Here is a 16,593-nt window from a genome sequence, read left to right on the forward strand (position 1 = left end):
TTGATCCCCTCCCCTTGGCAAGGGGAGGGTTGGGGTGGGGTTGGTGAAGCGGGCACGGATTCTGATTCAGCGCCCAGTAACCCCCTCCTGGCCTCCCCCTTGAAAAGGGGGAGGGATTGAACCGATTGCAGGAATCACATTGATTCCCTCCCCTTGGCAAGGGGAGGGCTAGGGTGGGGTTGGTGAAACATGCACGGATTTAGATATTGTGCACCGGTAACCCCCGCCTAGCCTCCCCCCTTGAAAAGGGAATGCGTTGTCAGACGCGTTCTTCCATGCCGCCCAGTTCTTCAAACAGGTTGGGCAGTATGGCGGACAGCTCACCGCACATTAAGGACAGATCAGCATCCAGACGCTGCGCCATGTCTTCGCGGTCAATATCGTCATTTTGCTCTCTCAGCTCATCGGAAAATTTCAGGCGCTTGAGTGACAGATCGTCGCCCAGCACAAAATCGATGCGCTCCTGCCAGTTGATAGCCAGCTTAGTCACCACTTTATCGGCTTCGATATGGGCCAGAATTTCATCACAGCTCAGGTCCTGCTGCTTACAGCGGATCACCCCGCCATCTTCCAGAATGGCTTTCAGCTCGGCTTCTTCACCTATGGTAAAACCGTTCGGCGACTGGCCGGAGCGTACCCATTCTGTCAGTGTCTGCGCCGCAGGTTTAGCCACAGTCACAGGCACAACCGGCAGGCTGCCGATGGATTTACGTAACAAGCCAAGCAGATCTTCGGCTTTTTTGAAGCTGCCGGCATCCACCAGCAACAGTCCCTGCGCCGGCATGATCAGCGCATAGGTGTGGCTCTGACGGCTGAAAGCGCGTGGCAGCAGATCCATCACGATCTCATCTTTCAGGGTGTCTTTTTCATTTTTCTTCAGTTTGCGGCCCTGTTCTTTCTCCTGCATCTCCACTTTGGCATTGAGTGATTCTTTGATCACAGAGGCAGGCAGCATTTTTTCTTCTTTGCGGGCACAGATCAGAATGTTGTCCCCGGCCAGATGAGTGAACATATCACCGTGTTTGCCCAGTGCTGAAACCCAGCCGAATTTTTGAATATCCTGGCTACCACAAGGGGTAAAGCGGAATTCTTCCAGTTGCTTCTCAAGCTCTTCCGGTTTGAAGGCAATCTCGCGACTGAAGCGATAGGTAAGCAGGTTTTTAAACCACAGCATAGTTGTGACTGATCCTAGGTGTGTGCATTGGGCCGACAATCTTATACCCAAGTTGCCTCACTTTGCTAGGTTCAGTGAGGTTTGCAAGCAGCACGGGCTGAGACCTCCGCCGGTATCCCCGTGGCCTGGCGGCAGAAAATCGTGTCTGGCTGTCGCAATTTTTTCTGTTGATCTGACCGTGATAGCATCTGGCTGGGGTACAATCGGCCCTTATCTTTTCTCTGGATCTCTCAGTATTTACACTAACGGCATGAAAATACTTCACACCTCAGACTGGCACCTCGGGCATCAATTGCATGGCTATCAGCGCGATTATGAGCACCAGCAGTTTCTCGACTGGCTGGCCGATACGCTGGAACGCGAACAGGTCGATGCCCTGCTGGTGGCCGGCGACATCTTCGACAGCGCCAATCCGCCGGCCAGTGCCTGGCGTATGCTGTACCGTTTTCTGGCCCGGTTAGCGAAAAGCCTGCCGGAGCTGAACGTGGTGATGACAGGCGGCAATCATGATTCGCCCAGTAAGCTGGATGCGCCTCATGAACTGTTAAAAGCCTTTGACCTGCACCTGGTCGGCGGCATCAGCCGTGATGATCAGGGCCGGCTGGAGATGGACAGATTGCTGGTGCCGCTGACCAACCGCAGCGGCGCCACGGCAGCCTGGGTACTGGCGGTGCCGTTTCTGCGCAGCAGTGATCTGCGTACTGACGATCTCAGCGAAGACGATGATCGCCTGATCAAAGGCGTCGAAATACTCTATCAGCAGGTAACCGACGCAGCCCGGGCGGTTCGGCAGCCGGGTCAGGCACTGATTGGCATGGGGCACGTCTACATGGCTTCCGGTCAGTTGTCTGAAATGTCTGAGCGCCGGGTGCTGGGCGGAAACCAGCATGCATTGCCAGCCTCTGTCTTTCCCGATGATCTCTGCTATGCCGCGCTGGGCCATCTCCATCTGGCCCAGCGGGTCGCGAAAAAAGAGCACATCCGCTATTGCGGCTCGCCGCTGCCTTTGTCGATGTCTGAACGCCACTACAAGCATCAGGTGGTGTTACTGACACTTGAGGCTGAAACCCTGTCCGGCATTACCCCGCTTCCTGTGCCCAGAGTGGTTGATATGCTCAGAGTCCCGGCTGAACCTCAGCCGCTGGAGCAGGCTCTGAACGCCCTGAAAGCGTTAGCAGCCGGGGATGGCCCGAGGGAAACCCAGCCTTATCTGGAAGTGCCGGTGCTGCTTGATAAACCTCAGGCGATGCTGCGGGAGAAAGTGCTGCAGGCGCTGGAGGGGAAAGCGGTCCGGCTGGCCAAAATCACCACCCATTATCGTCAGCAGCAGGATGCCCCTTCGCTGGCGCATCAGCGCTTGTCTGAAGTGAGTCCGCAGCAGGTGTTTGCCCTGAGCTGGCAGCAGAAATATGACGGACAGCCACCCGGTGCGATGCGTGAGGCATTCGAGTCATTACTCACGCGCATTGACGATGAAGAAGACAAATAACGGCAGACAGAGACGATGAAAATTCTGGCTTTGAGGGGCGAAAATCTCGCCAGCTTACAAACACAGTTTGAGATTGATTTTGCCACCGGGCGTCTGGGCGAGGCCGGTTTGTTTGCCATTACCGGCAAAACCGGGGCCGGTAAATCCAGCCTGCTGGATGCGATATGTCTGGCGTTGTACGACCGCATTCCGCGTTTGCAGTCGAATAAAAAAAATGATGCGGAAATCGGACGCGGCGACGACGAGAACCGCATCAGAGCCAATGATGTCCGCAGTATTCTGTCGCGGGGCAAAGCGGAGGCGTTTTCCGAGGTCGATTTTCAGGCCAATGATGGCTCCCGCTGGCGGGCACGCTGGCAGGTTCGCCGGGCCAGAAACAATGCGGCAGGCCGTGTGCAGCCTTCTGAACAATGGCTGGAAAACCTCGAGTCCGGGCAGCGGTTTGCGGGTAAAAAACAAGAAGTGCAGGTGGAAATCGAGCGTCTGATTGGCCTGACATTTGAGCAGTTCCGCCGGGCCGTGATGTTGCCGCAGGGCGAGTTCGCGGCATTTCTGAAAGCCGCTGCTGATGAGCGCGCGTCTTTGCTCGAGCGCATGACTGGCGGTGAAATTTACGGCCGCTTGTCGGTGGCCGCTTATGAAAGAGCCAGAGAAGAGAAGCTGAAACTGCAACAGCTGCAGGAGAAATTGGGTGATATTGCATTGCTCAGTGACGATGAAAAACAGGCACTGAACGCGCAGATCGTCGCCCTGAAAACCCAGCTGGCCGAGCTTGATGCGCGGCTGGCGGCGCTGAGCCAGCATCAGCAGACGCTGAGCACAGAGAAAACGCTGCAGGAGCGGGTGGCGCAGAGTCAGCAGGCGCTGACTGAGGCGATCGCACAAAGTACCCAGGCCACTCCCCGCATTGAATATCTGGCTAAGCTCGAAACCGCCCAGCCGGCGCGGGCCGATTTTACTTTACTGTCCCAGTCCGTCCAGCAAATCGGCCGTTTGCAGGCCTCACTGAGTGCGGCTGAGCAGGCGCTGGCGCAGGATCAGCAGCAGCGACTGAATGCCGATCAGGCCGTCGTGCAAGCCAGGCAGTCACTTGAACAGGCGCAGCAAGACTGGCTGCTGCTGGAACCCAAACTGAAACAGGCACAGATGCTGGATCAACAGCGGCAGGGACTGGAGCAGCAGCATCAGCTGCTGGTACAGGATGCTCAGGCGCTGCAACAGCAAGGGGATCAGGAAGACAGGGAATATCAGCACCAGCAGCATGCACAGCAGCTGCTTCAGGCGCAGAGCCGGCAGTTGTCAAAGCAACTGGAAGACAATCGCGATCTGGCCGCCGTTGCCGAACAGTTTCAGCCTGTGCTGGATAACCTGAAACAATATCTGACTGCCCACCGTTCTTTGTCCCGGCTCAGGAAAGACATTCAGCAAGGGCTGCAGGAACAGCAGGCATACCGGCTCGATGACAGCAAGCTGAAACAAGAGAGTGAGCGCCTGCTGACACAAAAGCAGCAGCTGGAGAAACAGCGGACTGAGCTCAATGTCGACGAGGTGAATGCGGCGCAGGAGCAAAGTCAGCAGGCTTACCGCCATTCTCAGCAACGTCTTGATGATTTGCGTCAGGCGATGGCCGCCACACAGGAATGGTGTGGTTTGCTGGATCACCAAAATCGGCTGATGCAGGAGCGACAGGAGCTGGAGTCAGCCAGTCTGCAGACAGAGCAGAAATTGCAGGCATTAGTGCCCGAGCTGAGTCTGCTCAGCGCACGGGCGGAAGAATCTGAATATCAGTTTCAGCAAAGCCAGGCTGTACTGCAGCTGAGCGATTACCGCAGCCTGCTGAAACAGGATGAGCCATGTCCTTTGTGCGGCGGGCTGGATCATCCTTATGCGGCCAGTCATCCGGCAGTCGATAGCGTGCTGGAACAGCACAATCAACGCCGGCAGGCACTGGCGAAGCAGTTACAGGCGCTGGAAGGCGAACGCCATCATCTGGCGCAGCTTGTACCGCAATACACGCAACGCCTGGCGGTGATCAACGACGAGCTGGCCAGTATCGCTGCGGTATCCGCGAAGGCGGCGGTTCAGGCGACCGACTGCGCCAGGGCGGTACATATCGAATTCACTGAGCAGATGCCGCTGGCCTCACTGCGCGAACAGCTGGCCGCCTGGCAGCAAGAAGCCGGGCAATTATCCCCGCAACTGCGCCAGCTTCAGCAGCAGTATGAAAGCGGCCAGCTGCGCCTGCGGCAGGCTCGAGAGCTGGAACAGCAGTATCAGCAAGCGGTACAGGCTGAAAACAAACTCGCGCATGACATCCACCAGTTAGCTCAGGGAGAAGCGGGCCGGCAAGCCAGACTGATCTCGCTGGAAGAGCAGTGCGCCGAACAGCAAACCCTGCTCAGTCAGCGAGCCGAGACCCTGAACAAACAGTTCGGCAGCGAGGCCTGGCTGGAGGACTTGCGTCAGCAGGGGGAAGAGCAATATACCCGGCAGTTAACCCGGCAGGCGGAAGATTACCTCACCTGCCAGCAGGATCTGCTCAGCACAGACAAACAGCTGCATGCCTTGGCCCCGGAGCTGGCTCAGCGCCAGACCCGCATTCAGAATCTGCAGAAACAACTGGCAGAAGCGAAGAACAAACAAGCGGCCCTCAAGAGCCAGCTTGAGCAGCTATGGCAGGAAAGAACAGCACTGGTGGGTGAGCAGGCACTTACTCCTATAGAGTCGCAGCATAAAGCCTTAGTGGAGGCGGCCCGTCAGTCGCTCAGCACCAGTGAGCAGCAGCAGCGGCAGGCCGGTGAGCGCCATGCCGCCACTCAGTCGGCCTTAAACAGCACGCAGCAACAATTACAAGAAGCCAAAACTGCGCACAGTGCAGTGTTGCAGCAGTGGCAGAGCTGGCACCAGAAGCTGGGGATGTCGGAGCAGGAACTGGTGACCTTGCTGAGCAAAGATGAGGCCTGGCTGGCGCAGGAAAAAGCGGCGCTGCGAGTGATTGAGCAGGCACAGGCCGACGCCCAGACCCGGTTGTCCGAGCGGGAGCAGTCGCTGAAAGATCATCAGCCCAGTGTGGATGCGGCCAAAGCCTGGCTGACCGCGCAGGGCATGGCGCCGGAGGCTGAACGCCAGAGTGAGCACCAGGCTCAGTGGCAAGCGGACAAGCAGGCACTGGAAGAGCAGCATTTTACTCAGCGACAGCGTGTGGTGCAGGCGGAGCAGGCCGAACAACTGGCCGGTACCCTGACCCAGCAGCTGCAGCAGCAGCAAGCGAGTACTGAGCTCTGGCTGGAAATGAGTGAGCTGATAGGTTCTGCCAACGGGAATAAATTCAGAACCCTGGCGCAGGGACTGACATTGCAGCAACTGGTACTGCTGGCCAATGAGCATTTGCAGGATCTGGCGCCGCGTTATGCCCTTCAGCCTGTGCCGGGCAGCCCGCTGGCGTTGCAGGTTGTCGATCATGATATGGGCGATGAAGTGCGCAGTGTTGAGTCATTATCCGGCGGGGAGAGCTTTCTGGTGTCGCTGGCACTGGCGCTGGCGCTGGCTTCACTGGCGGCTGATACCCGTCAGCTGGGTTCGCTGTTTATCGATGAAGGGTTCGGCACCCTGGATCCTGACAGCCTGGAAATGGCACTGGCCTGTCTCGATGCCTTGCAGGCCGATGGCCGCCAGATTGGAGTGATCTCCCATGTCGGCACGCTGGTGGAACGCATTGGTGTCCAGGTGGCGGTCGAAGCCATGGGCGGCGGCCGCAGTCGGGTACGGATCCTGGGCTAAGCGGGATAAATCGCGGATATCATGACAGTTTGATAGCAATCGGGTGAAGCTTTTCGCCTCTTGGTCACAAAAGTGTCATACTTTATTCGGATAATGGCGCCAGACAGAGAGCTATGACTTAGGTATTGAGACTATGGTTAGACGGATTCTAGTGGTTGAGGATGAAGCACCGATCCGCGAAATGCTGTGCTTTGTGCTGGAACAAAAAGGCTATCAGGCCATTGAAGCAGAAGATTATGACTCCGCGCTGGAGAAGATCTGTGAACCTTTTCCTGAGCTGATCCTGCTCGACTGGATGTTGCCGGGCGGGTCAGGGATCAACCTGATTAAGCACCTCAAGCGCGACGAAGTGACCCGCAGCATTCCGGTTGTGATGCTGACGGCGCGTGGTGAAGAAGAAGATAAAGTGCGTGGGCTGGAAGTAGGCGCGGATGATTACATCACCAAACCTTTCTCGCCCAAAGAGCTGATGGCCCGTCTGAAAGCCGTGATGCGCCGGGTGTCGCCGACGTCACTGGATGATGTGATAGACGTGCAGGGACTGAAACTGGATCCGGTTTCACACCGTGTGACTTCCAATGATGATCCGCTGGATATGGGGCCGACCGAGTTCAAGATGCTGCATTTCTTTATGACGCATCAGGAGCGGGTGTACAGCCGCGAACAACTGCTGAACAATGTCTGGGGCACCAATGTCTATGTCGAAGACAGGACGGTGGATGTGCATATCCGTCGCTTGCGCAAGGCACTGGAGTGCGGCGGACACGATAAAATGGTACAGACGGTGCGCGGTGCCGGATACCGTTTTTCAACAAGGGTGTAATGACCACACAAAAGGACGATGAGTCAGTAGCTGGCTGTACGGCCGGGTGAAGCCGCAGTTACTGGCGGGAGAGGTGAATGGTAGAACGCTTGTCATGGAAAAAGCTGGTCCGGGAACTGGCTTTTTTTTATTTCCCCTGGGTTATCCTCGGGCTGATTTTTGGTTACATGCCCTGGTTTTTGCTGGCTGCCAGCTGGATTCTGCTGGGCTGGCACTGTCACCATCAACTTAAAATGTCCCGCTGGCTGTGGACGGATCGCAGCCTGACCCCGCCATCCGGTTCGGGCAGCTGGGAGCCGCTGTTTAACGGTATTTACCGCCTGCAGCAAAGAAACCGTCGCCGCCGCCGCGAACTGGCGACTTTAATCCGCCGTTTCCGCAATGGTGCTGAATCGCTGCCGGATGCTGTGGTGGTCTTTCGCAGCGAAGGCAATATCGTCTGGTGTAACAAACTGGCGCAGAATCTGTTGGGCCTTCGCTGGCCGGACGATGCCGGCCAGCCGGTCAGTAACCTGCTGCGCAGTCCGGATTTTGTCCGCTATCTGGCTAGGCAGGATTTTGAAGATCCGCTGGAAATCACCTCGCCGCTCAATTACGACCGGACGCTGGAGTTACGTATCATGCGCTATACCGAAGGTGAATACCTGATGGTGGTGCGTGATATCTCGCAGCTCAAGCAACTGGAAGGGATGCGTCGCAACTTTTTTGCCAATGTTTCGCACGAACTGCGCACCCCTATGACAGTCCTTCAGGGCTATCTGGAAATGTCCCGGGACCCGGATATGCTGGTTGGTCCTATGTGGGAAAAAGCCCACGGCGTGATGACAGAGCAGCTGACGCGGATGAATTCGCTGGTGGAGCAATTGCTGACCCTGTCCAAAATCGAAGCGGCTCCTCATCTGGAACTGGAAGACAGAGTCGATGTCCCCGCCATGTTGGATGTGCTCGAAAAAGAGGCCATCTCGCTCAGTGGCGATAAAAATCAGATCTTTGAATTTCATGTCGATGAATCGCTTCAGGTCTTTGGCGATGCCGATCAGCTGCGTAGTGCCATTTCGAATCTGGTCTATAACGCTGTCAAGCACACGCCGCCTGAGTGCAAAGTGACGGTACGCTGGTTCCTGTCGCCTAAAGGCCCGCGACTGGAAGTCACAGATACCGGCAGTGGCATTGAGCCGCAGCATATCCACCGGCTGACCGAACGCTTCTACCGGGTTGATAAAGCGCGCTCGCGAGAAACGGGCGGCAGTGGCCTGGGGCTGGCAATCGTGAAACACGCACTGAGTCACCATGATGCGTTTCTTGAAATTGAAAGTGTGGTTGACGAGGGAAGTACTTTCTCGTTTACGCTGCCACAACGCCTGATTGCAAAGGCAGCCTGAGTCAGATTGGGATGATGTACAGCCGGGCCTGTGGGCCGGCAGAGGAGAAGAGCGGTAAATGAAACATAAAGGCTGGGTGAGGACATTGAAGTGGGGCTGGCTTGGCGCGATCAGCATGCTGAGTGGCGGCCATGCGCTGGCGCAAGGCGCGCCGGCTGCTGCACCTTATCAGAACGTCGAAGGCGTAGCCGGTGTGCTGACGTCTGTCGGCTCCGATACCTTTGCCAACCTGATGACTTACTGGTCGGAAGCGTTCATGCAGCGCTATCCCAATGTGAATGTTCAGGTGCAGGCGGCGGGCTCATCCACCGCGCCGACCGCGCTGATTGAGGCCACAGCCCAGCTTGGCCCGATGAGCCGCCCGATGAAGAGCCGGGAAATGACGGCTTTTGAACAGAATTACGGGTATAAGCCTACGGCGGTTCGGGTTGCGATTGATGCGCTTGCCGTCTTTGTTCATGAAGACAATCCCTTGCAGGGGCTGCGGTACCGGGAGCTGGATGCGGTGTTCTCCCGTACGCTGCGTTGCGGTGCCAATTCGCCAGTCACACATTGGGGGCAGCTGGGGTTAACCGGCCGCTGGGCGCAGCGTGATATCCAGCGCTTTGGCCGTAACTCCGTCTCGGGCACTTATGGCTATTTCAAACAAAAAGCCTTGTGCAACGGCGATTTCCGCAATGATGTCAACGAGCAACCGGGTTCGGCCTCTGTGGTGCAGTCGGTATCGACCTCGCTCAATGCCATAGGGTATTCGGGCATCGGCTATCGGACCTCTGGGATCCGGGCATTACCTATCGCTCAGGGAGATGGTCCTTTTATTGCGGCCACCAAAGCCAATGCAGCTAACGGCAGCTACCCGTTAGCGCGTTATCTGCTGATTTACGTCAATAAAGCGCCCGGCAAACCCTTACCTAAACTGGATGCGGAATTCCTGCGGTTCATTTTATCCAGTGACGGTCAGCAAATGGTGGACAAGGACGGCTACGTGCCTTTACCCGCGGCTGTGATCGCCAGAGAGCTGGCGGCGCTGGGCCTGACGGATCCTGAATAAAACGCTGTCTTTGTGGGCAGCGGTGTGGTCAATAATGCTGCAGGATTGCTGTTTGCGTGGCAATAAAAGCCAACTGTAGCAATAAAATACAACAGCTCAATCACCGCAAAGACGGGTTGAGCTGTGAGTGGCGACTGTGGTTATGGTTGTCGATTGACCTGTCTATTCACTTTCTTCCTCCGGCGAAATAGACAGCTCCCAACCGGTTTTTTGCCAGTAATCCCGCTCTTTTGCCAGATCTGCCGCCAGTAAACGGTTACTGGCTTGCCAGCCATCAGGCAAGGTGAGCTGCCATTTTTCTTTATCGGCGCTCAGGCTAAGTGCGGGCAGCGTTTCATCAGAGCGCTGTCCATGCAGGGCAACGGCCAGTCGCAAGGCACGGATCATCGGATAGATGTGTTTGCGGTTGTAAATGGTCAGCTCTGGCATTTCATCGAGCTTGAGTGACTTGCGCTGATAGCGCACTAAGGTCGCCAGCACTGTCTGCTGCTCAAGATTGAAGCCCGGCATAGTGCTGTGGCGCAACAGATACGCGGAGTGGCGGTGAAAGCCGGGATAGCTGATACTCAGCCCGACTTCATGCAGCAAAGCCCCCCAGCTGAGCAAGGAGGCCAGCTCAGGCGTATGACTGGCGGACGGGTCGGCAATCTGGCCGTATAAATGCTCTGCCGTGTTTCTGACCCGTGTGGCCTGATCAATATCCACATTGTACTGCTGTGCCATCGCAGTGGCCGTCCGGCTTCTGATATCACTGTGACGGAATCTGTCTTCCATTTCATACAGCAGCCCTTCACGCAGCGCACCATCGGAAAAAATCATAGTGTCGATTTTCAGCGCGCTGAATACCGCGCTTAAGATGGCGACACCTGCCGCAAAAACCGGTTTGCGATCCTCGGTCAGTCCGGGCAGGTTTAACTCAGAGCTCTGTTTGCAGGCGGAAACCTGTTTGACCACCTCGTCCAGTCGTTCTTTGGTGATCACACCGTCAGCATGGCCCTGGGCGATGATCACTTCCCGAATCGCTTTGATGGTACCCGAGGAACCAATGGCGGTGTCCCAGCCCATTTTGCGATACTTGCTGGCGATGCTTTCCATTTTCTGCAGTGCCGCCATCTGGGCTTTGGTGATGGCTTTGGCGGAAATTTTGCCATTGGGAAAAAAGTGCTGGTTGTAACTCACGCAGCCCATGTGTTTGCTGTACTGAAGCTTGGGATCAAAACCTTCGCCGATAATCAGTTCGGTGCTGCCGCCGCCAATATCGACCACCAGTTTGCGGCCCGGTTCGTGCTGTGTATGGGCGACGCCCAGATAAATCAGGCGCGCTTCCTCTGTGCCGGGAATGATTTCAATCGGATAGGGAAGTACACGTTCTGCCCGTTTGAGGAACACATGGGCATTCCTTGCCTGTCTGAGGGTATAGGTCGCCGCGATGCGGACGTTTTCCGGTGCAAACCCCTGCAAGCGTTCGGCAAACATGGCCAGACAACCCAGGCCGCGCTGAATGGCGGCCTGATCCAGATCCATATTGTCGTTGAGTCCTTCAGCCAGATGAACGCGCTGTTTATGCCGGCTGACAATCTGCAGACTATGGCCCACAACCCGGGCGACCACCATATGGAAGCTGTTTGAGCCCATATCTATTGCTGCTATTTCGCGGGGACGATCAATTTCTATCATGCTGCGTTTTCATTATTCTCTTCGGAAGCAACCGTTTCAGCTATCTGGCTGGCTTGTTTCTGCATCTTTTTTTCAGACTGCTTCAGGTAGTCGTAGATGGCAATCTGCGATCTGATTTTTCGCTTGTTACCGCGCGGTACGTAATTGTTGCTCATCGACTTGTCCAGAATTCTCGCTTTGACAGTGTCTGAAAACTGAATGTTAAGTATGTCGATGATTTTCTGCTTCAGCTCAGGTTGCCTTATCGGGCAGCCGACTTCAATACGGTTGTCGATATTGCGTGTCATCCAGTCTGCGGACGAAATGAACACCTCTGGCTCGCCATTATTCTCGAACACCATGACTCTGGGGTGTTCCAGGAACCTGTCGACGATACTGATAATTCGGATGTTGTCGCTGATACCGGTAATACCCGGCACCAGAGAGCACATGCCACGGATGATCATATCAATGCGGACACCGGCGCTGCTGGCCTGATAGAGACGGTTAATCAGTCCCTTATCAACCAGGTTGTTTACCTTGAGTGTAATGGCTGCCGGCAGTTTTTGCTTGGCGTTGGCAATTTCTCTGTCGATGAGTTCATACAGACGGCTGCGACAGTTGCGTGGTGAGACAATTAACTGGTTGAATTTTACCGGCCGGTACGGGTTCTGAATAAAGCTAAACACCTGACGCACTTCGTTGGTCAGCTCAGGATCGGCGGTGAACAGCGAGAAATCGGTATAAATCCGGGCGGTTTTCTCGTGGAAGTTGCCTGTGCCTATGTGCGCATAGCGGATGATGGCATCGTCTTCCTGGCGGGTGATCAGGCACAGTTTAGAGTGAATTTTCAGTCCGGGGACGCTGAACACGACACGCACACCGGATTCGGTCAGGCGTCTGGCCCATTCGATATTGGCCTCTTCGTCAAAACGCGCCTGCAGTTCAACCACCACAGTGACCTGTTTGCCGTTATTGGCGGCATCTATCATGGAATCTATGATGCGCGAGTTTTTGGCGACCCGGTAAATATTGATATGGATGCTGCGGACTTTGGGATCGAACGCGGCCTGGCGGACAAATTCCGTCATGTGATTGAATTTGTGGTACGGGTAGTACAGCAGGATATCTTGCGCCTTGATGGCTTCAAAGGCGTTTCTGGCGCTGACAAAATGATAGCTGTCCAGTGCCGGTAACGGTTTGTTTTCCAGGTAGCTGCGGCCAATGTTCGGAAAACTGATGAAATCTTTGAAGTTGTGATAACGGCCGCCGGGAATAATGCTGTCATAGCTCGACACTTTCAGCAAACCGCACAGTTTTTCGATCAGCTCCCCCGGCATATCACGCTGATAGACAAATCGCACCGGCATAGCCGTCAGGCGCTGATTCAGCCCTTCCGACATCAGCTCCAAGATACCGTGGTCAACCTCCTGGCTGAGATCGTACTCGGCATCCCGGGTCATCTTCATCGAATAGGCCGCCAGGCTGTCATAATCGAAAAAGGCCTTGAAAATATCATCCAGACACAGCCGGATAATGTTATCTAACAGTATCAGAGTTTTTCTGTTTTTCCCTTTGGACTCAGGGACTTTAATAAAGCGCGGCAACTGGTCGGTCGGAATTTCCAGCAAGGCATACTGGCTGCTGTCACCCCGCTTCATGTCGATCGCCAGATAGGTATATTCATCCTTGAGAAACTGCAGCAGATCGATATCGTCAGTCAGTAAAATCGGTGTCACATGAGGCAAGATGGTGTGGCGGAAATACCGTTTCAGCCACTCGACCTGGTTATCATCGACCTGCTGTTCGTTGATGAGAAAAATATGGCGGCGGGCCATTTCCAGCAGGATTTCGTTATACAGGGTATCGAAGTCCTGGTTCATTTTGAGAACCCGGCTTTGGATCTTGCTCAGCAGGTGCTTGGCATTGGTGTCACCGCTCTGCTGCTGGGTGATCAGAATACGCCGCTTTACATCGGCAAAGCGGACTTTATAAAACTCATCGGTATTGCTGGAAAAAATACCCAGGAAACGGACACGTTCAATCAGCGGCACTGATTTGTCCGCCGCTTCCTGGAGGACGCGTTCATTAAAAGACAGCCAGCTAAGTTCTTTGTCAATATACAGCGGTTCAGTACTCATGGTTTTCCTAACATCAGAATCAACAGCAGAGAGAGCGGCCTGTCTTTCAGTTTTGAAAGGACAACAGCCCTTTAGTGCGCTTCACTATTTTCAGGTTCTTCAAAATCTATGGTCAGATCATCGGCCAGACTTTCCAGCTGCTGCTGTACGGTCGAGACGGCCAGTTCTGCCGGGATTTCAAGTTCAAACCAGGCAGTGAAAATGGGGTAGCCCCAGTTGGGTGCGCTGTGGGTATCAGTTTTGAGTTTGTGAATATTGATACCCAGCTCACCAAGACGTGTGGTGACTTCTTTGACGATGCCCGAGCGGTCGTTGCCTGTGACTGTGAGCAGTTGCAGCAGAGCGGGAGGCGCCGTGATCTTGGTGTCCTCGGCAATATGAATGTTCAGGCCATCAAGCTTGGACATGGCTTGCCGTAAGGGCTTGACGGACTCTTCCGGGATATCGACCTGGAGAATACCGGCAAACTGACCTGCCAGTTTGCTCATACTGCTGCCCAGCCAGTTGCCTTTGTGCTGATACACTGTATCTGATAATGCCCCCACTAAACCCGGGCGATCCTGACCAATGACTGTAATGACAAGGTGTTTCATGTCGCGTCTCCTTCTGGTAGCGGTTAAATTCATTATCTGACCACGATCAGATTATGTCCAGACAGGATACCTACTGAGTCACCGGAATTCGGCTACCGTCATAAATCATTAAGAATAAGGAAATTTTGTTGCAGATTGATGTCAGTCATTCCCTCAATCTCCCACAATAAAAAGGCCAGCAATAAAGCGCAAGTCGCTGTAATATTACTGTCATCTAACAGACATATACTTTGTCAGTTTGTAACTTTTATGGGGTGAGAATGGCAGATGCCGGTGCATTTTTGACTGACAATAACCGTAACCGTCAACGAAAAGACAGGTTTGCGCGTTATGGAGTGATTGCCGGTGGAATATCTGTCCTTCTGACTCTCGTCCTGATCTTTTTCTATCTGCTTTATGTGATAGTGCCTGTGTTCGCACCGGCCAGGATCACCCCTGTTCAGTCGTTTTCCATTCCGCTGACACAAACCGCTGCGGTTCGTGTCAATGAGCAGAATACCCATGCTTTTCATTTCTCCTCTGAGGGGCAGATTAGCCTGGTCGCACTCAGTGCCAGCGAGGGACAACAACCGGTTACGCAGCAGCAGGTGGTGATGGCGAATCCGACCAGCTTCGCCGCGGCTTTGCCTAACGAGCAAGTGTTTGCCTATGGTGATCAGTCTGGTGGCGTTACTGTGGTGAAGCCGCTGATCCGGCAGGGCAGGCTGATGATGAGCGAGCCCCTGACATCCTCTTATATTCAGCTTGATAGCCAGGGTAAACCTTTGGTCCAGCTGGCGGTGTCAGTGCGCCGCCAGGTCGCGGCTCTGGTTGGCGTCACACAGGATCAGCGCCTTGTCGCCAAGGTTTTCCATCGTGGCAGCGGTCTGGATACCGGTGAACAGGCGTGGCAGGAAACCCAACTTGCTATGCCGGCAATCGGGCATCCGGTCACGGATATGGTGGTGACGCCGGATGGCCGCACTGTGTATGTGCTCAATGGCCGGCAAGTCACTGTGATTGATCTGCAGCGTACTGAAGGGCGGATTCGTCAGCAAACCGATGTCAGTCAGGGGGCGGGGGATCCGGTCGCCATGACGGCACTATCCGGTGCCAACTCGCTGCTAATTACCGGTAGCAACGGCAAAGTCACGCAATGGTTTGAAGTGGTGAAAGCGGGGCAACGCCAGCTGATACCAGCCCGCACCTTTTCAGCCGATACTTCAGCCGATAAAGGCGCCCTGCATCTGGTGGTGCCTGAGTATTACCGCAAAGGCTTTCTCGCCGTTCAGGATGGCGGCAGGCTAACGGGATATTACATGGCGGATTCCTCTGCTCCTGTACTGGAATCCCGGCTGTTCAGTCAAACGCCCGAGCTGATGGCTATCTCGCCCCGTGCCGACAGGTTGCTAGCGATCTCGGGGCAGCAGTGGCAGTTATTTAAGGTCTCCAACCTTTACCCGGAAGTGAGTTTCAGCAGCCTGTGGCAGAAAGTCTGGTACGAAGGTTATCCGGAACCGGATTATGTCTGGCAGTCCACCTCAGGTACTGATGAAAGTGAGCCTAAGCTGAGCCTGGTTCCTGTTGTGTTCGGCACCCTGAAGGCGGCTTTTTACGCCTTGTGTTTTGCGATTCCTCTGGCCCTGGCTGGCGCTATCTACACCGCCTATTTTATGTCTTCTTCGATGCGTAAAGTGGTGAAACCGACAATAGAGATCATGGAAGCCTTGCCGACTGTTATTCTGGGGTTTCTGGCCGGCATCTGGCTGGCGCCGATCGTTGAAAATAATTTGATTGGCATAGTGCTCAGTGTGCTGGTGCTGCCCCTGGTGATGGTGGCTGTCGGCCTGGGCTGGGCTATGCTGCCTGGCGGCTGGCAGCGCAAAATGCCAACCGGGCTGCACATTTTGTTGCTGATGCCGGCGCTGGTGCTGGCCGGGTATCTCTGTTTCTCGCTAAGCCCGGTGATCGAACAGGCGTACTTTGGCGGGGATATCCGCAGTTATCTGACCAATAACTGGGGAATTGGTTATGATCAGAGAAATGCGCTGGTGGTGGGGATCGCCATGGCCTTTGCGGTGATCCCCACCATTTTCACCATTGCTGAAGATGCGATTTATTCGGTACCGGCGCACCTGAGCAGCGGCTCGCTGGCGCTGGGAGCGACACCCTGGCAGACCCTGACCCGGGTCGTCCTGCTCACCGCCAGCCCGGGGATATTCTCCGCGGTGATGATGGGGCTGGGACGGGCGGTGGGAGAAACCATGATAGTGCTGATGGCCACCGGCAACACGCCTATTATGGACTGGAACATACTCGAAGGTCTGCGTACGCTGTCGGCAACCATTGCCATTGAAATGCCGGAATCGGAAGTCGGCAGTGCGCATTACCGTGTCCTGTTTCTGGCGGCATTTGTTCTGTTTGTTTTTACTTTTTTCTTCAATACCCTGGCTGAGATTGTGCGTCAGCGACTGCGTGAAAAATACAAGTCGCTATGATCACCGGGGCAGAGGCTGTGTGACTGA

General features: G+C 55.1%; 10 protein-coding genes. 6 read left to right on the forward strand and 4 right to left on the reverse strand.

Features of this window, described 5'->3' with window-relative positions:
- Positions 1 to 259: 259 nt before the first annotated feature.
- Positions 260 to 1,171 (reverse strand): recombination-associated protein RdgC, encoded by a 912-nt coding sequence (gene rdgC, locus P0Y67_RS03425; RefSeq protein ID WP_342390851.1) that lies wholly within the window; start codon positions 1,169 to 1,171, stop codon positions 260 to 262.
- 253 nt (positions 1,172 to 1,424) lie between these two features.
- Here rdgC and P0Y67_RS03430 point away from each other — a divergent pair, with 253 nt between their 5' ends.
- The 5 genes from P0Y67_RS03430 to P0Y67_RS03450 all read left to right on the forward strand — a co-directional run bounded on the left by P0Y67_RS03430 (position 1,425) and on the right by P0Y67_RS03450 (position 9,699).
- Positions 1,425 to 2,663: an exonuclease SbcCD subunit D C-terminal domain-containing protein gene (locus tag P0Y67_RS03430; protein WP_342390752.1), complete on the forward strand. Its 1,239-nt coding sequence runs from the start codon at positions 1,425 to 1,427 to the stop codon at positions 2,661 to 2,663.
- Between the two features lie 15 nt (positions 2,664 to 2,678).
- Complete coding sequence (locus tag P0Y67_RS03435) at positions 2,679 to 6,443, forward strand: AAA family ATPase (protein WP_342390753.1); 3,765 nt, start codon at positions 2,679 to 2,681, stop codon at positions 6,441 to 6,443.
- A 133-nt stretch (positions 6,444 to 6,576) separates the two neighbouring features.
- Positions 6,577 to 7,266 (forward strand): phosphate regulon transcriptional regulator PhoB, encoded by a 690-nt coding sequence (phoB, locus tag P0Y67_RS03440; protein WP_027252987.1) that lies wholly within the window; start codon positions 6,577 to 6,579, stop codon positions 7,264 to 7,266.
- A gap of 77 nt (positions 7,267 to 7,343) precedes the next feature.
- Positions 7,344 to 8,648 carry a phosphate regulon sensor histidine kinase PhoR gene (gene phoR / locus P0Y67_RS03445; RefSeq protein ID WP_027252986.1) on the forward strand — a complete coding sequence of 435 codons (1,305 nt, stop codon included), beginning with the start codon at positions 7,344 to 7,346 and terminating at the stop codon, positions 8,646 to 8,648.
- A gap of 115 nt (positions 8,649 to 8,763) precedes the next feature.
- On the forward strand, positions 8,764 to 9,699 hold the full coding sequence (locus P0Y67_RS03450) for a PstS family phosphate ABC transporter substrate-binding protein (RefSeq protein WP_342390852.1): 936 nt from the start codon (positions 8,764 to 8,766) through the stop codon (positions 9,697 to 9,699).
- A 162-nt stretch (positions 9,700 to 9,861) separates the two neighbouring features.
- Here P0Y67_RS03450 and ppx read toward each other — a convergent pair whose 3' ends face one another.
- The 3 genes from ppx to P0Y67_RS03465 form a co-directional block, all read right to left on the reverse strand.
- Positions 9,862 to 11,376, reverse strand: a complete 1,515-nt coding sequence (gene ppx / locus P0Y67_RS03455; protein WP_342390754.1) for an exopolyphosphatase — start codon at positions 11,374 to 11,376, stop codon at positions 9,862 to 9,864.
- Positions 11,373 to 13,496 carry a polyphosphate kinase 1 gene (gene ppk1, locus P0Y67_RS03460; RefSeq protein ID WP_342390755.1) on the reverse strand — a complete coding sequence of 708 codons (2,124 nt, stop codon included), beginning with the start codon at positions 13,494 to 13,496 and terminating at the stop codon, positions 11,373 to 11,375. The genes ppx and ppk1 overlap by 4 nt, the downstream gene beginning before the upstream one ends.
- Positions 13,497 to 13,567: 71 nt before the next feature.
- On the reverse strand, positions 13,568 to 14,089 hold the full coding sequence (locus tag P0Y67_RS03465; protein ID WP_161456777.1) for a glycine cleavage system protein R: 522 nt from the start codon (positions 14,087 to 14,089) through the stop codon (positions 13,568 to 13,570).
- A 260-nt stretch (positions 14,090 to 14,349) separates the two neighbouring features.
- Here P0Y67_RS03465 and P0Y67_RS03470 point away from each other — a divergent pair, with 260 nt between their 5' ends.
- Positions 14,350 to 16,566 carry an ABC transporter permease subunit gene (locus P0Y67_RS03470; RefSeq protein WP_342390756.1) on the forward strand — a complete coding sequence of 739 codons (2,217 nt, stop codon included), beginning with the start codon at positions 14,350 to 14,352 and terminating at the stop codon, positions 16,564 to 16,566.
- Positions 16,567 to 16,593: the final 27 nt, after the last annotated feature.

The organism is Photobacterium sp. SP02 (assembly GCF_038519165.1).
Lineage (GTDB): Bacteria > Pseudomonadota > Gammaproteobacteria > Enterobacterales > Vibrionaceae > Photobacterium > Photobacterium halotolerans.